Origin of the sequence: Bacillus sp. CD3-5 (genome assembly GCF_006349665.1) — a bacterium.
Lineage (GTDB): Bacteria > Bacillota > Bacilli > Bacillales > Bacillaceae_G > Bacillus_A > Bacillus_A paranthracis.
Window position 1 is genome coordinate 157,980 of sequence record NZ_VEPX01000002.1, and the last position, 25,950, is coordinate 183,929.

The window sequence follows — 25,950 nt, forward strand, 5'->3', positions numbered from 1 at the left end:
ATAATAATTTTATTCATCCTTACAAAATTATTAACTTTCCATAATTAAAAAGGTTTTCATTTTCTATTACCGAAAGTATAGTGCGGTAGAACAAAATTTATATTTGGAGGTTTGAAGTATGTCTAAAATTGAAACGCCTGTTATGACTTCTTTACAAACAACGGTTGAAAAAATGATGAAGGATTTAAACGTGCCTGGAGCTGCTGTAGCTATTATAAAAGACGGTGAAATGATTATTTCAGAAGGTTTCGGCTATCGTAATTTAGAGACAAAAGCCCCTGTTACACCGCGTACTTTGTTTGCAATCGGTTCCTCAACGAAAGCTTTTGGCACACTTTCATTAAGCTTATTAGCGCAGCAAAAAAAGTTTAATTGGGATGCTCCTGTCCAGTCTTATATACAAAACTTCTCTTTATCTGAACTACTTGCTAGCTCACAAGTTACCGGACGAGATTTAGCCTCTCATCGAACTGGCGTAAGCCGCCATGAGGCTCTTTGGTATAGCTCTTCCTTATCTCGAAAAGATCTCGTTGAAAAAATAAAGCATTTACCACTTGATGCACCGTTTCGGACTTCATTTCTATATAACAACTTAATGTATGCGACAATTAGCTATATTGTAGAAAACATCACAAATCAAACGTGGGAGCAATACGCTACAGAACATATTTTAGAACCTTTAAATATGAGACATACAAACTTCTCTGTTACCGATTCACAAACGACAGAAGACTATGCTTTACCTTACATTGAAAATGATGGTGAAATAAAAGAAGTTCCATTCCGCAACATCGATACAGTCGGTGCTGCTGGATGTATTAATTCTACAATTGAAGATATGGCAAATTGGGTACTTCTTCACTTAAACAATGGAAAATTTGGAGATCACGAATTAATCTCCTCTGAATTATTACAACAAATGTATACACCACACAATTCAATTCCAGATCAACCAGTTTTATCACTTCCTGAATCTCCATTAAATAGTTACGGCCTTGGTTGGTTTATAAGCGCTTATCGTGGTAATAAGGTGATTCATCATGGTGGTAATATTGATGGATTTTCAGCGCTTGTTTCTTTCATACCAACAGAAAACATCGGCCTTGTCATTTTAACGAATGCTGGAGGCACATTACTGCCTACTTATCTAGCTAATCAAATTTATGACGAACTACTTGAATTAGAATCCATTGATTGGCATAAACGTGCTGTAGAAGATACTGAAAAAATGAAGGAAATGATGAAAGAAGCAACTGAATCCATTCCAGAACAAATTAAAGGGACTACACCTTCTCACAAATTAGAGGATTATACTGGTACTTTCGAACATCCTGCATACGGAACATTACAAGTATACAAGCGTGATGATTCATTATTTGTGCAATTCATGGAAATGGACATTCAATTAACACATCATCATTACGACATCTTCTCTGCAAAAGTTGACTTATTCCAAATGAAAATGAGTTTATTATTCGCTTATGAAATGAGTGTGAGTGGTGAATTTCCATCCCTTCAGTTACATGTGCCAGCTACACTTAGTACTCAGCCACTTGTATTTAAGAAAACAAAATAAATATTTTAATAGAGGGACGATAACTCTTCCCTCTATTCCCCTTTTCTCTATGCAAAAAGGATAATACATAAAGGATACCGAATTCTATTATTTATCTAATTAAATTATCTGGAGGAAAAGCTATGTACACAGAAATTTTTAAAGAAGTTGTTTCGATTACTCATCACGATTATTCCGGTTGTATTGATAAAAAAGGATGGGATGATCCTACTACTTATTTACAAACAATCGAGAAATTAGAGAAACAAGGTAAACTGACACCTGTTCACTTCACTGAAATTGTAAGTGATTACTTACTAGACTTTAAAGATAATCATATGTTTTTCAAAATGAACTCTAACAATCAACCTCTTAACAGTGTTGGCTTCCAAGTGAAAAGATACGAAGACCGCTTATATGTTACAACTACTTCAAAACGAAGAATGGTAAAAAATAATAGGTAGGTGTGAATCACACCTACCTTTTCTATTTCATATCAATCTTTTCTGGTTGAAACCAAATTGGCTTTAATAACTCAAAGTTTTTATGATCTTCTAAAACGATAGTAAGGCGTTCTAACGTATCATCTAACATATGCGGTGCTGCTCGTAATGACCAGACAACTGATGAGAAAACTGTCATACCTACGTACACCGCATATAATTTCCAAAACTCCTTTGGTATTATACCATTAAAGTATCCTTCTATTTGTCCGATTGAATACGGAATACTAATGTCTCTTGCAAATAGTGCAATTTTTACGAAATCATGAAGTGGATCGCCCCAATCATAACCATTAAAATCAACAACACCTACATATTTCCCATCCCGTACAATTATATTTTCTAAATGAAAATCATCGTGTTGAAATCGATTTGGGCGATTCTTTAAGTATATTTCATTTTCATCGATAAACTTAATGATTTTATCATCATTTTTTATTTTTATTCCGCACGTTTTATATGCCTCTACATATTTTTGATGTTTTTTCATTGCTCTTTCATACCATGGAAGAATATCCTCAGGAGCTTCATATGTATGCATTTTTGCTAAATCTTTCCCTGCCTCTATACCAATCTCATATTGTTCTTTTGGCGTATATGTAGGCAACAACTTTTTCGCATCTTCCCCCTCTATATATGAGAAAATACTATATACACCTTCTTCTTCCAATATACCTATTTCAATCGGCCTTTGCACCTTTACGTTACGTTTTACCATTTCATTTAAAATTTGAAACTCTATTTTCCTTCTTTCATACTCTTGTACATCGCCAATCCGTACCATATATTTTTCATTATTAATTGTCGTAACTATATATTTCCTATCAGGTGAGAAACCTTTAGAAATTTCTTCAATATTCGCTGCATCTTTTACTATTTGTATATTGTTTTGCCATGTTGCAATTGTTTTCATGTATATTCCTCCTTACATTTCTACATTTGGTGTGTAAGCCACTTCTATAATAAACCCATTCGGATCATAAAAATCAATCGTATAGTACCCTTCCGAATAATGATTCATTTCCATCGGACCACGTATTATCTTTATTTTCGTGCTAGAAAGAAATTCTGCTACCTCATCAACTACTTTTCTATTAATAGCTTGGTAACAAATATGTCTTGGTCCTAAAGTTCTTACGATTTCTTCATCTACTTCTTTAAAATATATTTCACTTTCTCCTGTGCTATATGCTACTTCATTTAACTTTCTCCAGCCAATTATAGAAAATAACATATCATAAAAAGAAATGGACTCCTCTAAATTCGCTACCCAAAATTCAATATGATGAATACCTGCTCGAAGTGTATTCATATTAAGAATACGCCCCTTGTACTACTTGCACAATTTCCATCGGTGTATTCACCATATAATCTGGTGCATCTTTTTTCACTGTTTCAATAACATCATACCCCCAAGATACCCATATTACATTCACCCCAGCCTTTTTACACGCTGCTACGTCTCGCTGCTCGTCACCGACGTATAACATATCTTTCTCTGTTATTTTTTTCGATTTTAAAAACCTTTTTATCATTTTATCTTTACCAAATAAATTTTTAGAACAATACACTTCTTGTATATTTTCTATATCATTATTGTGTAAAAATGCCCGAATGTGCTCTTCTAAGTTCGATGAGATGACTGCAATTCCGTAGCCTTTTTTATGTAGTTCATCTAATACTTCTTTCATCCCATGGAACAAAACGAAATTTTTTATAGCAGGCTGATATAATTTATAAAATTCCAACGCTAATATCGGTAGTTTATACAGTGGTACATTAAGTTGTTTACATCTCTCTGGCATCGTTAATTTACGTAAATGTTCAATTTCGTCTTCCTTTACTGCTTTATACCCATGTTTTTCAGCAAGTTGATTATAAATCGGTACAAATATATTTTGTGAATCTACTAATGTGCCATCAAAGTCAAAAACAATATATTTTTGCATTCCCATACTCCCTTTGCCTCTTTTTCTAAACCTATCTTATTCAACAACATAGTCCTCTTACCCTTCTATAAACATAAAAAAGAACAAGATTTTCTCTTGTTCTTTTTAAGAAAGCCACTTTGGCGGTACATTCGTATTCCAATAAATATTCCCTAACTCATGGTGTCCAGAGTACCCATCATCAAAACGGTGATAGTGGAAATTAAAATAATACCCATCTTGCGGTGGATGATCTCTTCTTACGTGGAAACGCAATAAGTCATTTCCTGTTTTCGTATCGTAAACGTGAAAAATCTTTTCATTATTTCCACCCGCTGGTTTTTGAGAAATCGCTAATGATTGTAACGAATCTTCCGGTACATCATTTGCTAGTTCAGCAATTGCCTCTTCAATTTTTGGTAGTATTACATCTTTAAATTCATCTTCAATTACCGGACCAATTTTAGTCCCAAATTTTTGCATCGACTGCTTCTCTGCTTCTTGCATTGCGTAAGTAATAAAAGTATCGGTGGTTAACCTGTCATTCGTTTCTTCATATGTATAGGACGTACTCTCCAAATTTTGTTGCCCAGCTGTGCTTGTAGGCTTGTCCGCAGCTTTGGCATTATCAAGCAATATGGAAGGAGGCGTCACTAAACCAAATGTAAATACGGTAATTAATGCGACTAAGGTTTTTCTAAACCAATTTGGCATGTATGTTTCCTCCCCTTTCACTCATTATATTTTATATAACGGTTGTTTTCTCTATTATACAAAATGATTGTAATTTTTGCACTTTACAATTTTGTTAACGTTCACATATTTTTCACTTGAATATGAAATTGTAAGATTTCATACAATAAAAATACAACAATAATGAGGAGGAGATCCGATGACTTTAGATGTCATGTATTCCGCCGCAAGCATACTCGTTTTAGTATATTTTATTTATCAATGTGTTACGGATTAGAAAAAAGAGCCATTTTTCGGCTCTTTTTTCTATGGTAAGAATACTATCCAACCAATTAATACTATAAAAATAATCCCGGCAATTACAGCTGCTAATAAATAAAAATAAGAAAGGATAATTATTCCATATAAAAGGATTACTGGAAGTAATAAATAGCGATCTGCCTTCCATCTTAACAATAGTAATTTGCCTTCATCACAATATAAATGAAGAAACATTTTTTTCGCAAATTCAACCCAATAATCGCGTGCATAGCGGGAAATTGCAAATAAAGCAAATGCAAGAATAATAGCTGCAATCCACCTAGGACTCATAACAATACTTATCGCGCTTATACATACAATTTGAATATAAAATATTCGTGCACTACTTGTACGGAAAAATTCTTTCAAAAAGGATTCAACAATACGATCATCAGTTTTCTTCCCTAAAAACTTTTTAGAACGTGGAAACATCCACGGCTTTTTATTCGAACTACTCGGTTTAGCTGTATGACCACCAACTTGCATAATCCCACTCGTCCAGCGCATACTTTCTTCTTTTTCTCTCTCAACTTCTTTAAAAAAGCAATTTTTATAATTTAATTTTTCTTTTATCAATATGATAATTAGAAACACTGCTAGACCGATACTTAGTATAGAATACAATGGATTTTTATAAATAAGAAACAAACTCAATCCAAAAAAGGATAGACCTATAGAAAATATTACATTTTTTATAATCCATAGTAGCCATCGTTTCCCCACACGTACATGAATAAATCTCGTTAATAACGCCAACAAAAATCGAAATACAGTAAAGAATAGCCAAAATAATACGACTTGTATCTTCGTCACTCCAATACTTTTCATCAACACTGGTAACATCGCAACAACAACTACTACATTCGTTATTGCTATTCGAATAAACGTATATGTCATGCCATACTGGATTAACTTTTTCATGTGAACAGGATACGAAATTAAAAATAAACTATCCGCTTGCTCAAAAAATGACCGAACTCCTCTTGCATATGTAATCACATAAAATGCGAGTAGGCCTAATCCGAAATAAACCGTCTCTCCTATCGCTAGTTCTTCCATCCATAGTGAACGATAATAAATTCCCATAAATATAAGTGCCGGAATAATAATATATAGCGCAACCGTCCAATCAGTTATAGAACGTATGGACTTCCATTTGCGCCCCAGTTCATGGCGTAATCTTTTATAAAATTGTTTTTTAATCATGCTGTTCACGCCTTACGATTACATCAAAACAATCTAATAATGAACTTCCTGGCATTTCTGCTAACGTTTGAATTGCCTCTAAATGGCCATCTGCGACTAATGTACCTTGAGAGATGAGTAAAAATCTTTCGCAAATTCTTTCAGCTGTATCTAATACGTGCGTACAAAGTAAAATTCCTGCCCCGCGTTCTTTTTCTTTATATAAATAACTTAAAAACTCTTTCGTAGCTACTGGATCTAGTCCGATAAAAGGTTCGTCAATGATATAAAAATCTGGTTCTGTTAAAAACGCTAATATAAGCATCGATTTTTGTTTCATACCTTTAGAAAACTTTGATAAATACTCATGTTTATGCTTATCCATTCGAAACATATGTAATAACTCTTCAGCTTTCCGTTCCCAGCTTCCGGCTTCGTTCTCGCGAGCTGCCATTAATAATTCAATATGTTCCCAAAGCGTCAAATAATCATAATATGTCGGGTGTTCTGGCACATATGCATACGGATTTTTCTTCTCGCCAAATGATATTTCACCATCCACATTTACAAGTAACCCGAGCATCGTTTTAATCGTCGTACTTTTCCCGGCACCATTTGCGCCAATAAGAGCAACTAATTCGCCTTGCTCAATCGAAAAGGCAATATCATGAATTGTTTTTTCACCTATTTCATATCCAGCAGAACGGATATTTACTTCTAACATACATTCCCCTTCTTTCCATTTCCAATACAAACTAGGAAAAGAATAACATATAACTATCTATATATCATTATAAAATATTTATTTTATTGGCTTTTAAGTCAACTATAATGCAGATGAAAAGAGACGCCTTCAAAATGAAAGCGCCTCTTTTCATCTAATATTATTTAAAACGTTAATTCATAATGGAAATAACGATTATCTCTCAAATATCCATTTTCAGCGTATAATCGCTGTGCTGATAAATTATCAATCTCTGTTTGTAATTTTACACCTTTCGCACCATTTTCTAAGGCGAATCCTTTCGCAGCTTCTAATAATTTTTTCCCTGTTCCTGCCCCGCGCTTAGCAGCTTGTACAAATAAATCATTTAAAATCCATAATTCTTTCATCGAAATAGAAGAAAATGATGGATATAATTGCGTGAATCCAATATATTCACCGTCTTCAACTGCTACGAAGATAACAGATTCTTTTCTCTCCATTCGATTTCGTAAAAATACTTTTGCTCCTTCTAGATCGGAATCTTGTCTATAAAACATACGATAGTTATTAAAAACTGATGCTAGTCCATCTAAATCTGCAATTGTTGCCTCATATATTCTCATTTTACTCCATTCCCCTTCCAATACTGTCTCATTATATCCGTTGCCCATTTAGGCTGTACAATTTCTTCTTTCGGCATAAACTCTTTCATTATTGGCTTTATATCCAATATAGGGGTGCCATCAATAGCATCTAACCCCTCAACAATAATTGATTTACCTTCTCTTTTCATTACCTTTACAATGGTTGCTCCTATGCGATTCGGACGATTTTTCCCGCGCTGTGCAAAAATGCCTACTTTAGGATAATCATTATTATTTCTAGGGTGTCTAGCAACATATTGAATTTGTTCATCAGTTACTTTATGAAAATAAAAAACTACTTCAATATGAGAAAAATCTTCAATCCCTTGTATACTTTCCTCTGTATACATTTCAGTTAAAGTAATATAGGATCTTACTTCTCCCCACTGATCATCTTTTATTTCCTTTCTTTCATTATGTACAAATGCGATTGGTTGAACTAAAAACATACGCATTCCCCCTATAATGTAACCACTTACATTATAAAATATTTTCTGAATGTTTTCCACACATACGAAATAGGTTACATAATATAATTATAATCTATTTTGTAAAGCGAAATGAACTGCTTCAACTGCATGTATATGGGTTGTGTCGAATATCGGAATGGATACATCTTCCTGCTTAATTAATAATCCTATTTCTGTACATCCTAAAATGATACCCTGTGCGCCTTTTTGCACTAAATCTTCTATAACTATTTTATAATACTCTCTGGATTGAGATACGATTTTTCCTAAACATAATTCTGTATATATGACTTCGTTTATTTTTTCTCTATTTTTTTCTAATGGCACTATGACTTTTATATCATTCTCTTTAATACGTGATTTATAGAAATCTTGCTCCATTGTATATTTTGTTCCAAGTAAACCAACAGTTTGAATACCTTTTCTTTTCATTTCTTTCGCAGTTGCATCTGCGATATGTAAAACTGGAATATGAATATTCTCCTTTATTTTCTCAATTACTTTATGCATTGTATTTGTGCAAATAATAATAAAGTCTGCGCCTCCCATTTGTAATGAATATGCTGCATTCCCTAGAATTTCTCCTGCACTATCCCAATCACCGCTAGTCTGGAATCCTTCAATCTCTTCAAAGTCTACACTATTAATTAAACATTTAGCTGAATGTAACCCACCTAATCTACTTTTTATTTCTTCATTTATGATTCGATAATATTCAGCAGTTGATTCCCAACTCATACCACCAATAAGACCTATCGTTTTCATTAAACCCACACCCACCTTATACTATTTATTCAAGATAATTACGACATTTTATTATGTATATTATACACAATAAAACAAGACTTTACGTTTGAAATATAAAGTCTTGCTTTAACTATTTCCAAGGAAATTTTATAAGAATATTCTGAAATTAACCACCTAATTTTTTTATAGAATCTTCATATCGATAATGAAAACATTCTCGATACAACTGTTTAATTTCATCATATGATGGCACACGTGGGTTATTTGCTGGACTTCCACTTTCAATTGCATCTGACGCCATTTTAGAAACAGCTTTTTCAAATTCAACCTCACCAATTCCGTATTCTTTTAAATTTGGAATACGAAGATCAAAACAAAGTTTTTTTATTTCCATCAGCGTGTAGTCGGCTACTTCTTCATCACAATAAGAATACATATCTTTATTTAAACAGCGGCCAATTTCCGCTAATCTTTTTACCGCACTACCTTTTGTATATTCTAAAACTGTAGGTAATAATATTGCATTTGATATACCATGTGGTACATGAAATAACGCTCCTACTGGTCTTGACATTCCATGAACTAATGTAACAGATGCGTTTGAAAATGCAATTCCAGCTTGTAAGGAAGCAATCATCATCGCTTCTCTTGCCTCCATATTGTCTCCATCTTCATATGCAATACGTAAATATTTCATAATACTTTCAATAGCGGAAAGAGCGAGTACATCTGTAAGTGATTGTGAAACTTTAGAAATATATGCTTCGACTGCATGACATAATGCATCTATCCCTGTTGCTGCTGTAATATGAGGTGGTACAGAACGTGTTAAAATCGGATCAATAATCGCTACTTGCGGGGTAAAACTCGGATGCTTCATCATCATTTTTACATCTGTTCGTTTATTCGTAATTACTGCTACACTTGTTACTTCTGACCCAGTACCCGAAGTTGTTGGAATTGCAATGAGCGGTAGCGGATCATTGTCTATTTCCATATCCTTTTGGACATAATCTTCTACTTCTCCGCCATTTGTATATAACACCGCAACTGCTTTTGCTGCATCGATACAACTTCCACCACCAAGACCGATAATAAAATCACACTTTTCCTCTTTACAAATAGTTAACGCCTCTAACACGTGTATATTTGTAGGCTCAGCATTTACTTTATTATATGTAATAACGGTAATACCTTTTGTATTTAATTGTTGTATACAACTCTCAACATATCCTAAATTCTCCATAATTGTATCGGTTACTATAAAAGCTCTTTTTCCAAACTTCTTGGATTGTTCCCCCAGTTTTTCAAGCGAATTTCTTCCATATAATACAGACTTCGGCATACGAAATTCAGCAACTTCTTGCAAGTACTCCACCTCTTCTTTCCCTAATTAATATTTTCGTCTATAAAATATCTATTTAATAAATTCCTGTTAAAGTATAGAACGCGATAACTAAAAAAACAGCAAGCGTTTTCAAAACTGTAATAGCAAATATATCTTTATAAGATTGTTTATGTGTTAACCCAGTGACTGTAAGAATAGTAATGATAGCTCCGTTATGTGGTAATGTATCCATTCCTCCTGATGCCATTGATACGATACGATGCATTACTTCTAACGGAATATCAAATTGATTAGCTGCTGCAATAAACTTATCACCCATTGCACTTAAAACGATTCCCATTCCTCCTGATGCAGAACCTGTAATGCCAGCTAAAATATTCGTCGTGACTGCTCCGTTCACTAGTGGATTTGTAAACGTGGCAGAAATGCCATCTCTCATAATCGCAAAACCTGGAAGTGCTGCGATAACACCACCGAATCCAAACTCAGCTCCTGTATTCATTGTTGCAAGTAGCGCTCCACCAATACTTTTATTCAATCCAGCTTGGAATCCTGTTACGACTCGTTTCCAATATAATAATAACGTTGTTACTATACCTATGATAAGTGCTAATTCTACTGACCAGATTCCAACTACTGCACTTAATTCTACTTTTCCAAATGCTTTCATACCAATTGCAGAAAAATCAAAACCATTCGGATACCACTTCGGTATCATAATAGTAAAAACTTTATTCATTACACCTACTAAAATAAGTGGTATAAAAGCAATTACTTGCTGCGCTCTTGTAATTTCAATATTTTTAACCAGCTGCATATCTTTTTGTTCTGCTTGTAAAGAAGCTGCCATTTCCGTATTCCCATCGTTAAAACCAAAATATCCCTCTCCAGCTGCCTTTGCCTTCTTACGTCTACTCTCTAAATATAGTAAACCTAACGTAAGTACAAAAATTGCCCCTACAATACCAAGTATCGGCGCAGCATAAATGTCCGTTTTGAAAAAAGTTGTAGGTATTACGTTTTGAATTTGTGGTGATCCAGGTAGCGCATCCATCGTAAACGTGACCGCTCCAAGAACAATCGTTCCAGGAATTAAACGTTTTGGAATATTCGCTTGTCGAAACAACTTAGCTGCGAACGGATATACAGCAAACACTACTACATACACACTAACACCACTATACGTTAAAATAGCACCCATTAATACAATCGCTAATATTGTACGTTTTTCACCAACTAACTCTATAATTGTCTTTGCAATTGAGTCCGCAATCCCTGACATTTCTACTACTTTCCCAAATATTGCCCCGAGTAAAAATACAGGAAAATATAGTTTAATAAAACCTACCATTTTCTCCATAAAAATATTCGAAAAGAAAGGTAATACAAAACTAGGCTCTGTCAAAAATACCGCAAATAATGCAAATATCGGTGCAAATAAAATAACAGAAAACCCTCTATAAGCTACAAACATTAATAAACTAAGTGCTAATAATATAATAACTAGCTCCAAGTATACCCCTCCATTAAACTGAAAATTCTAAATTTTATTGATAAATTTATTCTAATCTTTTATTTCTGACATCCCTCCTCTAATTCATACAAATTTTTCATGCTAAAAATGTCTAATTATAAGTATTCGATTACATATGAAAAATCCCTTTAAACATAAACGAATTCATCGTCATCTGTTATAGAGGGATTTTTAGTCTCTATATTTACTTCTTTACCAAACTATTTTCTACACAAAAATAATGTAATTCTTTTACATCATTTACTATATGAGTCGCACCAACTTCGGTCAATTCTGTTTCACTACCATAGCCATATAAAACGCCGATTGATGCAATTCCATTCTGATTCGCACCAATTATATCGTGCTTTCTATCTCCAATCATAACAATTTCTTCTTTATTAAGTTCTTCATTTGTTTGTAAAATATGAGCAATAATTTCTTCTTTCTTTATTCTTGTACCATCTAAATTACTTCCAATGATACCTTCAAAATAATCCGTTAGTTGAAAATGATCTAGTACTTGTTTTGCAAATACAGTAGGTTTTGAAGTAGCTATAAACAAACGATTGCCTGTATCTTTTAATTGTTTTAAAAGATTTGGAATACCCTCGTAAACATTATTCTCCAACAATCCTCGTTGCTTTACATACTCTCTGAAATAAAAAACAGCTCGTTCAACTTCTCCTTCATTCATATTATATCTCTCTACGAATGATTGCTGGATGGGCGGACCGATAAATGAATGTAAATCGTTTATATGTAATTCTTCAATTCCAAGCTTTTTTAATGCATATAAAACTGAATTTACAATGCCTTCTTTCGGATCCGTCAATGTTCCATCTAAATCAAATAAAAATGTTGTGTACACGTTTCAATCCCCCACTCATTTTACTTTATAAGTAACCTATAACAGATTTCCCCTCTTTCCCTTCTATTATAATACTATCACTATCTTTTTTCTGAAAAATTACTTTTCCTATGTCACATACTTTCAGTTACAAAATGTAATAGATATGATAAAGTAAAAAAGTTACAATTATTCTAATAGAAACTGGTGAAACAAATGTCAATTACGTTAATCTTTATAATGGCTTTCACGATTGTAATCCACGCAGTTGAAACAAGCTCTTATAGTATTCGATTAGCAGGAGTTCGTTTAAAGAAGATTGCTGTTGCATTATCTGTCGTAGGAATCGTATTACTCATTTCAAGAACGTCAAACTTACTACAAGCCTTTTTACTTGGCGGGATTGTCGATGAAGCAAAACTAGATTCTTCTATTGATTTAGAGAATATTATGCGACTCGTTCTATTATCGGCTTCTGTTGGTACGTTGCTTGCGATTATACTATATCCAACTTTGACAAAACTATTTGGATACGTCATTCAAAATTTTGAAACAGATGGTTCATTCATTCGAATGATGAAAACGAATAACATCCAAAAATTAAAGTACACCAAAAAATATATACGCTTTCCAAAATTCGAAATGATTCATAGGCTACGTATCGGTGGTATTCCAAAACGTATTATGCTTATTAACATGTTTGCTACTGCTATTTATACAGCGGGGGTTCTTTCCGCATTATATGCTTCTTTTTTAATTCCAGCTTTCGCAACAAAAGCCACTACAGCTTCTGGTCTTATTAATGGTTTTGCTACTATTTTATTAACAGTGCTATTAGATCCACGTATTGCTCTTTTAACAGAGCGTGCTCTTCAATCAGAAGAAGGTGCTGAAACAATGAGTAAAATGTATGCTTGGCTAATGATTTCTAGACTTTTTGGTACATTACTAGCTCAACTGTTATTCATACCAGGTGCTTACTGGATTACATGGATTATAAAGCTTATGAATTAATGCACTCTCTAAAAAAGAAGGTGAGATAACAAATGAAAATACAAACAGAGCAAGATATAGTCCGCTTAATAGAAAACGACGAATGGATGATAAACGTATTACAATTAGCAAAATCACTAGAGCTACCTGATTGGTGGATTTGCGCCGGCTTTGTTCGTTCTAAAATTTGGGATACTTTACATAACTGTGAGACTAGAACTGCTCTGCCTGATGTTGATGTAATTTATTATGATAGTCTACATAAAGATGAGATGTACGAACAATCATTAGAAAATAAATTAAAGAATATTGATGCTACGATTCCTTGGTCGGTAAAGAATCAAGCTCGTATGCATGTAGTAAATAATATGCCACCGTATTCTTCTTCTGTTGATGCTATTTCTAAATTCCCTGAAACAGCAACGTCTTTAGGAGTTACATTAGACGAAAAAAACAATGTTATATTAACAGCTCCGTGCGGTATTGAAGATGTTCTTTCCTTACAAGTGAGACCAACAGCCCATTTTCTTGAATCGAAAGAGCGTATACATATGTACAAAAATAGAGTTATGAAAAAGAATTGGCAAAGTAATTGGCCCAACATTACAATCACATATCCATAAATTAAAAAGGGTGCTTCTCATTTATAGAAGCACCCTTTTCTTCATTTCAAAAAATGTATGACTGTTTCTGCAAACCTATCTGCTTCCTCATAATGAGGTGAATGACCGCTCTCTTCAAATGCGATATACTTACCGTTTCGAACTTCTTTATTAAACGTTTCAATTTGTTTTTCACACGTTACTACATCATGTTTTCCTACAATTAATAACATTGGGTTTGTTATATCTTTTATCTTAGGTAATAATGAAGTATGGAATGCTCCTTCTAATTTTAATTTATCAAAATGAATCTTGGAGCGATTTGAAAATACTTCCCACTCTTCATCACTATACAAACTCTCGTCTGTCACATCTTCCTTATTATTGTAAATCTCCATTCTATTTTCTTCTAGTTCTTCACTTAATCTTATATAAGCTTCTAACAACTCTTCTGAACTAGCATTGCTAGATGAATAAGCAAGAGACTCTTCTGCTACTTCTTCTTTTCCATACTTTTTTAATAAACGCCCTGTCTTTTGTAACAAGGCCTTACTTGTTAACGCGAAATCGAAAGTTGGTCCTTCGAATATGATTTTCTCTATTGAACTTGGATATATCGATGCATATAACAATGCTACATATCCACCGAAAGAATGTCCGATTATAGACCACTTTTCAATTTGTAATGATTTTCTTAATTCCTCACAGTCTTCAATCAAATCATTTAATCCAAAAGCTTCGTCTTCAGTAATTTCTTCTGAGCGACAAACACCTCTTTGATCTATCATAATTACATATAAAGAATCTTTTAAACGTTCCGCTTGATGAAATGAAAAATCATAGCAACTTTCTCCCGGTCCACCATGTAAGTATAGAACTGGTTTATTTTTAGGGTTTCCATGCGTTTCAACGTATAGCTTTTTGCCTCTAATATGCATGTATTTCCCTGCTTCTATCAAATTCGCCTTTATGATCATCACCTTCTTTTTTACTGAATATTATAACACTTCACCTTAAATAATCCCTATTACATTTAAAAAGACGATGATAATTGCAAGCGGTGCTATAAATCGAAGTAAAAACGCCCAACAAGTAAATATTTTCTTTCCATAATTTCCACCTACAAAAAACTCTGCTTCTAGCACCTTCTTTTCCATTTTGAATGAAACGAAAATACTAATAAATAGTGCACCAAGTGGCATTAATATATTACTAGATAAGAAGTCTACTGCATCAAAAATATTCTTTCCGAAAATCGTAATATCACTCCATACTCCAAATGATAACGCTGATGGTATACCTACTAAGAAAATGCCGAAACCGATCATCCATGATAATTTCGTTCTTCTTTCCTGTTCACCATTTGTCACTGCTGAAACAACTGTCTCTAATAGTGAAAATGCTGATGTTAATGTCGCAAATGTAAATAGTGCAAGAAATACTGTTAAGAAAGCCGCACCAAATGGAATTTGACTAAATACTGATGGTAATACGATAAATAGTAATCCAGGCCCTTCTGTTGGCTCCATTCCTAATGAAAATACGGCCGGAAAAATTGCAAGTCCTGCAAATAATGAAACAAATAAATTCAATCCAACAATTGTTATTGCTGATTTTGGTAAACTTTCTTTTTTATTTAAATAGGAACTATACGTAACCATAATTGAAATCCCGATACTAATCGCAAAGAATGATTGCCCCATTGCGAACAAAATACTTTCCGAAGTAACCTTTGAGAAGTCCGGTTGTAAGAAAAACTTCACACCTTTCATTGCATCATCAAGTGTTAATGAACGAATAATAAGAGCGACAAATAAAACGAACAATGCTGGCAACATATATTTACTTGCTTTTTCAATTCCGTTTTGTACACCCTTTGATACAACCCATATCGTAATGAACATAAAAGCGAAATGTCCCATAATCGCCCAAGTCGGATTTCCAATTGTTTCAGTAAATAATGCTCCGTAATTTTGTCCCGGAGTAATAAGTTGTCCCGTTACTCCCCTGAATAAATAAATTAAAACCCATCCACCTACAACACTATAAAACGAAAGTAATATAAAACACGTTCCGACGCCAAGGCGTCCAATCCAGTGCCACCCTGTATTTGGTGCAATACTTTTAAATGCTCCAACCGCTTGTTTCTGTGTACTGCGTCCAATCATAAATTCAGCTATAAGTAGTGGTAGTCCAATTAATACTGTAAATAATATAAAAATTAAAAAGAACGCTCCTCCCCCGCTCTTGCCAGCGATATAAGGAAACTTCCATATTGCACCTAGTCCAATTGCTGATCCTGCTGCTGCCATTATAAAACCTAATTTCGAAGTCCATTGCTCCGTTTGTTTCATTTCATTTTCCTCCTAATTAAATCTTTTTATATAAATAAACAAATTTTATAGACCAATTCAAATAAACCCTCCATTTCTATTTCTATAAAATAAAAAATGGCCCAACGTCTCTATATAAAGAGACGCTAAGCCATTTGCTTAACGCGGTACCACTCTTATTGATTCCATTATGAATCCACCTTAGTAGTAATCGTTTGATTACAAACCTAATATCGAAGGTTAACCGTTAAGATTTACTAAGAATGTGATTCCGTTCCACCTTACTGCTCCTAGGCGAGTTCAGGATGTCATTTGACTATGTCACACCAACCCATAGCTCTCTGTACAAATATACGACCTTACTATTCCTATTCAACACATTTTAATATTTAGAATATATTTTCTTTTGAAATTAATATGAAGTATATCGGTTATATTTGTAACTGTCAAGGTATCTATTAAAATTTAATGAGAAATCCTTTTTTATTTTTCATTATCCTTCGTCATCTTGTTGTTGTGATGACTCCCTTTGTTGAATAGCGTTATTTACCGTTGTAGTAGACATAACTCCACCTCTTATTATATGTATTCTTACATTACCCGTTAAAACGTACTTTACGATGATTTCAAGAAATAATACAACCCTTTAGTTTTTCCTCTACTATCATCATACACTGTACAAATCCATTACAGTCTATAAAATTTAACACTTAATACACTTATAAAATTATACGTGTACCAACTTATTTCTACGCTAAAACACAAAAAAGCACTTGTTCCCTTTAATTGACAATCAAGTGCTTTAAATTCATATGTTTTTAAGTAGCATAAATTTGTAAATCTTGCAGTAAAAATATGATACCTTTTGTATGTCATAAAAACTACTACGTTTTAACTTACGAGTTTGTACGAGTTCATTAGTTTCATATACAGTTCATGTGTTTATATTCATCGCCCAGTAAAATGTTATCTCGCCTAAGCTCGTACTTCTTTTCCTATTCTATCATTGCACATAATACTCTATGATGGTACAACCATCATGAAGTATGTATTTTCAAACACACTATTATTTTTTCCTATCCACTTCACATATATTTTGTTTTCCATAGATTATAGTTAAAGCTTATATCCGTAAAAATATTTTTGTCCCTTTTCCCAGTTTTCACTTGAAAGTTCGTTTATATAGTCAATAAAATCTTTATAATTACTTGCACTAATAATAGTGTTGTAATCCGCAGGTACTCTTTTACCAGTCCAAATTGATAATAAAGATGGTATTAATTCCATTTTTAATTGCTCCTCATTATTAGCAGCAATCATAACCCGCTGAATCAATTTTTTAGCTAAGTCTCCAGGAAAAGCTAAATTCTGTTGAAAATAATAACTATTTGTATCCTTCTCCTGACAATACTTAAAATAAAAATTTCCAATTTCATCTATAGTTGCATCTTCACCAATTTGATCTTCAAAATTAATAAAGGAATCAATAGAGTCTCTTATAATAGTAGCTGTATCACTGAATTCCTCCCACTCTTCAAGTAAAGCCAATAAATATGGAATTACCTCAAGAGAAAGTGAGGTTGTGGCTGCTGATGCAAAAGTGTCTACTGTTTCTTCAGTTACCTCACTAAGAAAACGGAGATTATTTGAATCCCTTAAGTCTTCATGTGTTGCGACAGATAAAAATACTCTAATACATAAATTCAGAACCGCTTCATCTTTAGTCTGATTCATTAATTGAACTAATAGTGGTTTTTGAGTAAAATCCCCCGTTTTAAATAATTCTATTAAGTTAAATAAAACTTCCGTTTCTGTTAAAGATTTTAAAATTTTTTCTTTTATTTCCGATTTAGCTAAAATTGTTTTTTCTCCAAACCATATACTATTCATAAGATTTCTCGTTTCTCCCATAAATACACCTACTTTCATTAAATTATCTCTTTCCATTTTCTCGTTGCCATTTCAGAACTTTATTTTGAAAAACAGTAACCTCAGTATGTTGTGGATTATTACCAAATACAATAATCCCATTTTCATTCTCATGTATTTTTAGTACCTTAGCATTTTCTTTACCATAACCCATTTCATGATAAAAATCCAAATTCAAATCATCAATTTTCTCTCGACGAATAGTCGATTCTCCTGTATTCTTTATATTTGAACTTACATTCTCTCTCCCAAAAGATAAACCTTGTACATGGTGACCTTTTTCAAGTTCCCCTCTTCTAACCAACGCTTGATAGTCTGCTCTTGCTTCCTTTAGTTATTTCCCCTTTACTATTGTAGATTCATCAGGATTAGGATACCAATCAGGGTTAGTTTCGTGTAATTTTTTTGCCTCATCATAATAAGGTCCATAAACATCCTTACTCGAAGAATTATTACCCGTACCCTATGTTGTAATCTTAAACCCTCACAATAAAAAAGCAAACCATGTACACCTTATTAAACTACTTCTTTTTCTTCTACTACCGGCAATTCATATGCCGTTTTATGTTTCATCATGCCATATACAATATTTACAAGCCTTCTCATAATACACACCAAAGCCTGTCCTTTTGTTTTTCCCTCTTTTAATTTCTTTTGGTAGTACGCATGAAACACTGGATTCCGTGGTATCTTACTTCCTTTCGCTACTTGCACTTGCTGTACAGCTAAATTATAAAATAAAGCGTGTAGCGCCCTGTTTCCTTGTTTACTTTTATGTGTCTTACCTTTCCCACCAGAACCAAAGTAAACAGGCGCAATCCCCGCAAATCGTGCTAATTTGTTGGCATTTGGAAATCGCCTTACATCTCCAATTTCTGCAATTAATGCTGATGCAGTCACAAGTTCTATTCCCGGCATTGTATCTAATTGATAATCTAGTAGTTTTACTAGCTGTTTTAATTCTCTCTCGATGTATTTCATTTCTGTCTTTTTAAACTCAATATCCCGTACAATACTTCTTACTAAAAAGTCTCGTGTTTCTTGATATTCCTTCATTGTATGTCCATCTTCTTTTACAAAGTTTAATATGTCGCTTGCTTTCTTTACTGAACATGTATTGTTGCTAACATCTAATAAAAAAGCTGTTAATTGCTTTATATTTGCCCCCTCTAAACAAGAGGGTGACGGATATTGCTGCCAAAACGCTAATGCTGTTTTTCCATCTAACTCTGAGAAAAACTTTTTATAACTTGGATAATGGTGGTTTAATTGAATATGTAATTGGTTCTTTAATGCACTTTGTGCTTTTACTAATGCATTCCTTCTTGAAACCAATTGTTGTATCGACCAAAATAAATCGTTTGGCTTTGCATCTGGCAATTGATTAAATTTGTTTACCAATATGCGTGCCACACATTCCGCATCCCAACTATCATTTTTTTGTATCATCACTTGGCTCTTTCGTTCTAAAAATGATAAAGCTGGATTTACTTCTTTCACTACTTGTTCATGATCTACTAAATATTTCGCTAACGCTCTTCCGTAACCACCAACATCTTCTAAACCAAATACAACTGATAAACCATCACTCACATATGTCTCTACTTCTAATAAGAACTTCGAAAATGCAGATGGTTTATTATCAAATTGTATTTCTCTTAGTTTCTCTTGCCAACAATTAATCATAACAGCCGTATGATGCTCCTTATGTAAATCTACTCCTACATACAAATAGTTCTGTCTATGATGCATAACTCATCCCTCTATTCAATGATTTAGTCATATATAAAAATGTCGGCAACCTTAGTTCGAGCGTTCATCTTCCGATGCGCATAGGTACGCAAGCCTATCCATTTTCATAATTTCATAAGTACATATAGTAAAATGAGCTAATTTTTTAAGTGAATTTATAAAATAATTGCTGGATGTTTCCCATTTGTTTGTATTTGTCCGTATGTATACACCCCTCGATAAAAGTTCTCTCGGTCTAACATACGTTTCACTTGTACTTTCGTAAACAGCTTTCCTTTCTCTGTACGATAACCATCCCTATTCAGTCTTTCTGCCAATTGAGTTAGCGACCAATGTTTAAAAAAGTGTCTTAATTCAAATAGTCTCCGTACAACTACTGCTTTCTCCACATCTACTTCTAACACTTTTTGTCCTTTCTTTACTCTATAACCAAACATCACACCGCCACCTGCATATCCCCCTTGTTCCGCTTTCTTTTTTCTACCTCGACTTAGCTTTAATGCAATCTCAAGACGTTGATATTGATCTAGTAGTTCTAACATGCCATTTACTAAAAAGTCATTTGGGTCATGCGTGTATATACTATAATTTGGTTGTTCAATTGCTTTCACATCTACCTTGTATTTCTTTAGCTCTCGTTGTATTAACACTTTTGCCATATCAGAGCGCCATAACCGAGATGTATTGAGTACAATAACTTTGCTCACTTGATGATACGCCATATCTGACAATAATCCTTGTAAACCTTCACGTTCAACTGTTAATCCATCTTCATCTACTGTCGCTCCGCTAATTCCCTTATCTTCGTATATGTGAATAAGTTGTAATTTATTTCCAGTGCAGTACCGTTCGATTTCTTCTACTTGATACATTAAGCTATAACCTTCACGTACTTGTCCTTCTGTTGAAACTCGTACATAACCAACTACTTTCTCTCCCATATTGAGCCCCTTCCCGTTACAGCAATTAAAGTCCCTGTAACGTTTACCCGTTTTTTTGCGGATAACGTATGCATAACGTCCATCCGTTAAAACGTACTTTACGATGACTTCAAAAAATAACACAACCCTTTATTTTCCCCTCTACTATCGTCGTACACTGTACATAGCCATTACAATCTATAAAACAACAATAAAAATTTAACACTTAATCCACTTATAAAATTATAATGCTCTTTTAAATTTCTACGCTAAAACGCAAAAAAGCACTTGTTGCCTTTAATTGACAATCAAGTGCTTTAAGTTCATATGTTTTTAAGTCGCGTAAATTTGTAAGTTTTGTAGTAACAGTATGACACCTTTTATATGTCGTGACAACTACTACGTTAAAACTTACGAGTTTGTACGAGTTCGTTAGTTTAATATACATTCCATGTGTTTATATTTATCGCCCGGTAAAATGTCATCTCGCCTAAGCTCGTACTTTATTTTCTATTCTATCATTGCACATAACACTCTATGATGGTACAACCATCATGAGGTCTTTACTTTTTAACAGCCTATTCTTTTTCGTTCTCATGCCTTACCTGACTGTGTATACAATTTTAGTACCACATGCTTTATCACTCTAGTATATAACCTATAAGTCCTGTAATAAATACTTAGGCAGTTACTATAGCTAATTGTATTGGTTTCCTTCACTAAATCACAAACTATTCATCCCATTCCTCATATACAACTGACCCCATATAAATTAAATTTCCACTTTTAAATTTAACTTCATCTATATCTCCATCGTACTCAAAATCATATAATCTAATAACAGAATCATAGGTTTCTGGCAATTCTTCCCCATAATGTTCCACAAATTGTGATAAAATTTCCGCTTCGTAAGAGGAACCACTTAAAAGGGTAGTCAACGATGTAGTGGAGCCCTCTATCAAGATACTCTCTAATAAATCTTGGTTATAATCAATAAAATCAATATTAAAGTCTCTCATGAATTTAGATTGAATTCTGTCCCCAACTTCATCAAACTTAATTTCAACATATTCTTTTAGACTTTGCTTAGTTCTAAAATTACCTATCCATAAAGACATTACGCCCGGTTTTTCCATAATGAATCCCCCTATATATAAATTATAGTAACATCACTTATCTTAAGCCTTCAGGTAATGAATTTATTCCACCTTTCAATCTAAAATGTGCCCAATTTTTTAATCTTCTTTTAAATGTACTATAATCTAAAGAACTATCAATAATTTTTAACAACTCATTATGTGTTGTAGTAGAACCTATATCACCATGTTTACCTATTGGATTAACAAATTGTCCCACTCAAATATTAGCTTATTTAATTTAAACTAAAGTAAAAAAACCTTGAAAGGCAATCAGCCACTCAAGGTTTTTAATACGCTTAATTTAACTCATATACTTTCATAAAGTTAAAAAATTACCATCTATCATCTACAGTAATTGTATATTGTGCCACACCGATAAACTTCAAATCACTATTTTTAAATTTACCTTTTGTTTTTTGAGCATCATATTCCAAATTGTAAATTAGAATAGCAGTATTAAATTCTTCACTATATCTTATAGTATCAAACTGTTCTAAAAATTGATCGGAGTAAGAAAATCCATCTAATAAATCCTTCACACTGTTTGTCGATTTACTAATCCATTTCTTTTCAATTAAATCGCGATCATAATAATCTAAGTTAAAGTCTTTTTCGAAAGTTGAAGAAATACTGTCTCCATCTTCTGTATACTCAATATTTGTATAATTCATTAACTCTTCCTCATTCTCAAAATTCCCAATCCATATTGATACATGGTCATTCATAATTTTACTACCTCCTTAATTCAATTGGTAATCCCATCTTTCCGCTTTCCAATCTATCTTCTGCCCAATTATTTAATCTTTTTACAAAGGTTTCATAATCTTTTGATGTATCTATAATTCTTAGAATTTGATTATGAGCTACTGTAGAACCTTCGCCACCATGAACACCAGGTGGATTAACAAATTTTACATCTTTTGTTAAAGTTCTCATTTCTTTTATATCATTCATTGATATTATGCGAAATAATTTCGCCATCTTACGCAATGTAAGATGGCGAATGTTAAAGCAAATTATTTTTTAACGTTCATAGATTTAATTGTATCTACATTCTCTTTTGCTTGTTTCGTTATTTCTCCATTAATAGCATTTGCATATTTATCACGACTTAAAAATTCAAAACATTTATATGCATTATTCGTGTCAGTTGCGGACATATATCCTGCACCTTTATTCAACATTTTTAGAGCTACCGTATTCATCCATTCTTTTGCATCTGCTTCTGGATATCCTAGTTTCATAGAGTGGTAAGTTAATTCAATTGCTGAAGCTAAATCTTCAATCGTATCTTTATTTCCACTTACCTTTGCAGCTTCAAATGTACTCAAATACTCAATTGCCGCTTTTACCCCATCTTTAATTCCTAATTCTTCGATACCTGGTGTTTTATATAAAATTTGATAGTTGTTTAACGCTGATTTATATTGCGTTTTTTCTAACTGTTTTGCTTCTTTAATTACAAGACCAGCAACATTAGAAAATCCTGTTTTGTCAACAACACCGCGTGAAGCTGCTTGACCATAATAATGTAAAGCATTATAAAGGCTCGTTTGTCCTTCTTTATTTGCTTCATCACCTGCTAATTGCACAAGCTGAATTCCCTCCATTTTTTTGGATGCATTATCAATCATATTCATACCACTAATTTGACCAATCGTTTTATCAATATCTTTTAACTGTGCAAGTAATGTGTATGATGGTAATAATGTTTTACCTACTTCACTTTGCCATCCTGTCGTTCCATTTATTTTATTCCATTCATTTTCTGTATCTGTCCATAATTTATTCGCATAATTCACCATTTCTTCTCTTGAACGTTCCAATGGGTGCTTTGTACGAATTGCATTTGCAATATTTAATACCGCTGTATAATATTCCCCATTATTTGCAGCATCGTTTGCTTTTCTTTCAAACATTAGCGGCATTAATAATTTACGAGATTCATCTTGAACAGATTTTTCTACTCTTGCCGTATTTGCTAATAAATTCGCTTTATTTATAGCATCTTCGACTTTGAAATTAGAATCTTTAATTTGTCCACGAAGTCCCTCTACAGCCGCACTAAATTGCTGCTCTAATTTTTCTTTTTGTTCTCCTGTTGCCCCATCAACATACTGATTTGCTAATAGTAAAGCATTTTCATATTGTGGATTCGCTGGATTTAAATATGTTTCTATTTGATTGATTTCTTGACTAAATGGTTCAGATTTTACTTGTGCTTTTTGAGTACTTGAATCGATATTACTTGTTTTCTCGTTATTTTTGGCACCTTCAGTCTTTGCATCTTTTTGGTTTTTCTCAGCTAGTGTACTTGTTGCCTCATTTTCTTCTGTAACTACTTTTTCTTCATTACTACTAGTATTTTCTTTTACCGTGCTTGCATTTTCTTTTGTTTTAGTTGTAGACTGCACTACTGATGTTTGGATATTAAGGTTCTGTAATTCTTCTTGTAATAACTTGTTGAAAATCTCTTCTACATCTTGATTCGCTTTTTCTACTAATGCAGGGTCTACACTTTCAAATACTGATGTAACTAAATAAAATTTACTTAATGCTTGTTCTAAAGATGCTACATCCCCTGTATTTGACCACTCTCTTTTTTCTTCTATTGCTGTTTGATAAACTTTTTCTGCTACAGATTTAATATAATCCTTCTTATTTTCACTTAAATATCTTTGTAGCTCTTCTTGAGTGGTAACCGATTCATTCAGTACGTTCATTTGATTACGTAAATAGAATAGCGCTCTCTCATTTGAATATTCACCACTTGTAAGAATTTGTTCTACATTATCTAATGCTAACTTATGTTCAGCTATTGATTTTGATTTTGATGGTGTATTCAATTGGCTAACGAGCGTCCAGTCTTCTTTTTTACTATAGTAGTTCGTTAAATTATTTAATGCATTTTCATCTAGTTCTTTTTGACTCGTATAAAAATCATTAAAGAAAACAGATGAGTAATATTTTCCATTTCCAGCGTACCACTCAACTAAAATGTCACCCGTTTTTGGTGATACTGTAATTGTTGGGTGTGTTGGTGTTGGATCCGGTTTTTGTTCTGGTTCTGGTTTTGGTTCTGGTTTTGGTTTTTCTGTTTCAGTTCCTCCTGTTCCAGTTCCTCCTGTTCCAGTTCCTCCTGTTTCAGTCCCTTCTGTTTCAGTTCCTCCTGTTCCAGTCCCTCCTGTTCCAGTCCCTCCTGTTCCAGTCCCTCCTGTTCCAGTCCCTTCTGTTCCAGTTCCTTCTGTTCCAGTTCCTCCTGTTCCAGTTCCTTCTGTTCCAGTTCCTCCTGTTCCAGTTCCTTCTGTTCCAGTTCCTCCTGTTCCAGTTCCTCCTGTTTCGGTGTTAGTTTTTGGCGGTTCTACAGTAGATGTAGGTATTTGAGCATTATCATTATTTTTACTTGGTTCCGCCACAGGTCCAACCACATTAGTTGGTAAATCTAGTTTTTGTGGAGTTGGTGCATCCGATAATTTGATTTGTGGATCTTTCTTTTCCACCGATACTTCATCTGGTTTATACGTTACCGGTGTAATTGGTGATTTATTATTTCCAATTAAGTCTGCTAAATTAATAGTTGGTTTTTCGCCGGGTTTTTCATCTTTTTTTGCAGGATCAGCGACTAAATTTGGGAACATAGACTGTAAATCGCCCCCTGTAATACGATCATCTTTTTTCTCTTCTGTATTACTTGCTAGTTTTACTGGTTCTTTTCCTGCTGTTTTAAAGCCTTTGTCATACACAAGATATCCTGATGTTCCTAGTAATGCTACCGACATTACTGATATAGCGACTTTTTTCCCTAAGTTATTATTGTTTTCCTCCATGTCCTTTTCCCCT

The 25,950-nt window shown here is 33.4% G+C and carries 25 protein-coding genes, 2 pseudogenes and 1 other annotated feature; of the genes and pseudogenes, 4 read left to right on the forward strand and 23 right to left on the reverse strand.

From position 1 onward, the window contains the following. The first annotated feature begins 118 nt into the window (after positions 1-118). Both FH036_RS05825 and FH036_RS05830 read left to right on the forward strand, forming a co-directional pair. Positions 119-1,576, forward strand: a complete 1,458-nt coding sequence (locus FH036_RS05825) for a serine hydrolase (RefSeq protein WP_139895498.1) — start codon at positions 119-121, stop codon at positions 1,574-1,576. Positions 1,577-1,698: 122 nt separating this feature from the next. After that, a pseudogene (locus FH036_RS05830) lies at positions 1,699-2,016 on the forward strand (S41 family peptidase); the annotation flags it as partial. 25 nt (positions 2,017-2,041) lie between these two features. Here FH036_RS05830 and FH036_RS05835 read toward each other — a convergent pair. The 12 genes from FH036_RS05835 to FH036_RS05890 form a co-directional block, all read right to left on the reverse strand. Then, the gene (locus FH036_RS05835; protein WP_139895499.1) at positions 2,042-2,971 is read right to left on the reverse strand and encodes an aminoglycoside phosphotransferase family protein; all 930 of its coding nucleotides are present in this window, start codon (positions 2,969-2,971) and stop codon (positions 2,042-2,044) included. A gap of 12 nt (positions 2,972-2,983) precedes the next feature. Continuing rightward, positions 2,984-3,370 carry a VOC family protein gene (locus tag FH036_RS05840; RefSeq protein WP_001094656.1) on the reverse strand — a complete coding sequence of 129 codons (387 nt, stop codon included), beginning with the start codon at positions 3,368-3,370 and terminating at the stop codon, positions 2,984-2,986. A gap of 1 nt (position 3,371) precedes the next feature. Continuing rightward, on the reverse strand, positions 3,372-4,007 hold the full coding sequence (locus FH036_RS05845) for an HAD family hydrolase (protein ID WP_041184213.1): 636 nt from the start codon (positions 4,005-4,007) through the stop codon (positions 3,372-3,374). Between the two features lie 105 nt (positions 4,008-4,112). Further along, entirely contained in the window at positions 4,113-4,700 is a 588-nt protein-coding gene (locus FH036_RS05850) for a YpjP family protein (RefSeq protein WP_001134413.1), read from the reverse strand. 285 nt (positions 4,701-4,985) lie between these two features. Further along, positions 4,986-6,185, reverse strand: a complete 1,200-nt coding sequence (locus tag FH036_RS05855) for an ABC transporter permease (RefSeq protein ID WP_139895500.1) — start codon at positions 6,183-6,185, stop codon at positions 4,986-4,988. Beyond that, a complete protein-coding gene (locus FH036_RS05860) occupies positions 6,178-6,888 on the reverse strand; it encodes an ABC transporter ATP-binding protein (RefSeq protein ID WP_000895245.1) in 711 nt (236 codons plus the stop codon). The genes FH036_RS05855 and FH036_RS05860 overlap by 8 nt, the downstream gene beginning before the upstream one ends. Positions 6,889-7,052: 164 nt before the next feature. Further along, the gene (locus FH036_RS05865) at positions 7,053-7,493 is read right to left on the reverse strand and encodes a GNAT family N-acetyltransferase (protein WP_001223874.1); all 441 of its coding nucleotides are present in this window, start codon (positions 7,491-7,493) and stop codon (positions 7,053-7,055) included. Continuing rightward, entirely contained in the window at positions 7,490-7,963 is a 474-nt protein-coding gene (locus tag FH036_RS05870) for an SAM-dependent methyltransferase (protein WP_044792542.1), read from the reverse strand. The genes FH036_RS05865 and FH036_RS05870 overlap by 4 nt, the downstream gene beginning before the upstream one ends. Before the next feature lie 87 nt (positions 7,964-8,050). Beyond that, positions 8,051-8,749 carry an aspartate/glutamate racemase family protein gene (locus FH036_RS05875; RefSeq protein ID WP_139895501.1) on the reverse strand — a complete coding sequence of 233 codons (699 nt, stop codon included), beginning with the start codon at positions 8,747-8,749 and terminating at the stop codon, positions 8,051-8,053. A gap of 148 nt (positions 8,750-8,897) precedes the next feature. Continuing rightward, positions 8,898-10,100: an alcohol dehydrogenase EutG gene (gene eutG, locus FH036_RS05880; protein WP_139895589.1), complete on the reverse strand. Its 1,203-nt coding sequence runs from the start codon at positions 10,098-10,100 to the stop codon at positions 8,898-8,900. A gap of 52 nt (positions 10,101-10,152) precedes the next feature. Further along, entirely contained in the window at positions 10,153-11,592 is a 1,440-nt protein-coding gene (locus FH036_RS05885; RefSeq protein ID WP_044792543.1) for a GntP family permease, read from the reverse strand. Between the two features lie 205 nt (positions 11,593-11,797). Further along, positions 11,798-12,463 (reverse strand): HAD family hydrolase, encoded by a 666-nt coding sequence (locus FH036_RS05890; RefSeq protein WP_139895502.1) that lies wholly within the window; start codon positions 12,461-12,463, stop codon positions 11,798-11,800. Between the two features lie 195 nt (positions 12,464-12,658). Between FH036_RS05890 and FH036_RS05895 the strand changes: the two genes are divergently transcribed. Both FH036_RS05895 and FH036_RS05900 read left to right on the forward strand, forming a co-directional pair. Further along, positions 12,659-13,456 (forward strand): lipid II flippase Amj family protein, encoded by a 798-nt coding sequence (locus FH036_RS05895; protein WP_139895590.1) that lies wholly within the window; start codon positions 12,659-12,661, stop codon positions 13,454-13,456. Between the two features lie 32 nt (positions 13,457-13,488). Further along, a complete protein-coding gene (locus FH036_RS05900) occupies positions 13,489-14,058 on the forward strand; it encodes a nucleotidyltransferase family protein (protein ID WP_139895503.1) in 570 nt (189 codons plus the stop codon). A gap of 41 nt (positions 14,059-14,099) precedes the next feature. Here the strand turns inward: FH036_RS05900 and FH036_RS05905 are convergent, their stop codons facing one another. The 11 genes and pseudogenes from FH036_RS05905 to FH036_RS05965 form a co-directional block, all read right to left on the reverse strand. Further along, positions 14,100-15,014 (reverse strand): alpha/beta fold hydrolase, encoded by a 915-nt coding sequence (locus FH036_RS05905; protein ID WP_139895591.1) that lies wholly within the window; start codon positions 15,012-15,014, stop codon positions 14,100-14,102. A gap of 36 nt (positions 15,015-15,050) precedes the next feature. Next, the gene (locus FH036_RS05910; protein WP_139895504.1) at positions 15,051-16,391 is read right to left on the reverse strand and encodes a sodium-dependent transporter; all 1,341 of its coding nucleotides are present in this window, start codon (positions 16,389-16,391) and stop codon (positions 15,051-15,053) included. A 115-nt stretch (positions 16,392-16,506) separates the two neighbouring features. Continuing rightward, positions 16,507-16,755 (reverse strand) — a binding site (T-box leader). A gap of 108 nt (positions 16,756-16,863) precedes the next feature. Further along, a pseudogene (locus FH036_RS27715) lies at positions 16,864-16,995 on the reverse strand (PepSY domain-containing protein); the annotation flags it as partial. Positions 16,996-17,486: 491 nt separating this feature from the next. Next, positions 17,487-18,299 carry an Imm47 family immunity protein gene (imm47, locus tag FH036_RS05920; RefSeq protein ID WP_139895505.1) on the reverse strand — a complete coding sequence of 271 codons (813 nt, stop codon included), beginning with the start codon at positions 18,297-18,299 and terminating at the stop codon, positions 17,487-17,489. A gap of 4 nt (positions 18,300-18,303) precedes the next feature. Further along, a complete protein-coding gene (locus FH036_RS05925; RefSeq protein WP_139895506.1) occupies positions 18,304-18,603 on the reverse strand; it encodes a hypothetical protein in 300 nt (99 codons plus the stop codon). A gap of 212 nt (positions 18,604-18,815) precedes the next feature. After that, entirely contained in the window at positions 18,816-20,051 is a 1,236-nt protein-coding gene (locus FH036_RS05930; protein WP_139895507.1) for an IS110 family RNA-guided transposase, read from the reverse strand. Between the two features lie 155 nt (positions 20,052-20,206). Then, entirely contained in the window at positions 20,207-20,992 is a 786-nt protein-coding gene (locus tag FH036_RS05935) for a recombinase family protein (protein ID WP_139895508.1), read from the reverse strand. A gap of 710 nt (positions 20,993-21,702) precedes the next feature. Beyond that, on the reverse strand, positions 21,703-22,107 hold the full coding sequence (locus FH036_RS05945; protein ID WP_000414658.1) for an immunity 22 family protein: 405 nt from the start codon (positions 22,105-22,107) through the stop codon (positions 21,703-21,705). A gap of 335 nt (positions 22,108-22,442) precedes the next feature. Further along, positions 22,443-22,835, reverse strand: coding sequence for an immunity 22 family protein (locus FH036_RS05955; protein WP_000997786.1), 393 nt, complete (start codon positions 22,833-22,835; stop codon positions 22,443-22,445). 7 nt (positions 22,836-22,842) lie between these two features. After that, positions 22,843-23,046 (reverse strand): hypothetical protein, encoded by a 204-nt coding sequence (locus FH036_RS05960; RefSeq protein ID WP_241747708.1) that lies wholly within the window; start codon positions 23,044-23,046, stop codon positions 22,843-22,845. Positions 23,047-23,126: 80 nt separating this feature from the next. Then, positions 23,127-25,937: a hypothetical protein gene (locus tag FH036_RS05965; RefSeq protein ID WP_180358375.1), complete on the reverse strand. Its 2,811-nt coding sequence runs from the start codon at positions 25,935-25,937 to the stop codon at positions 23,127-23,129. Positions 25,938-25,950: the final 13 nt, after the last annotated feature.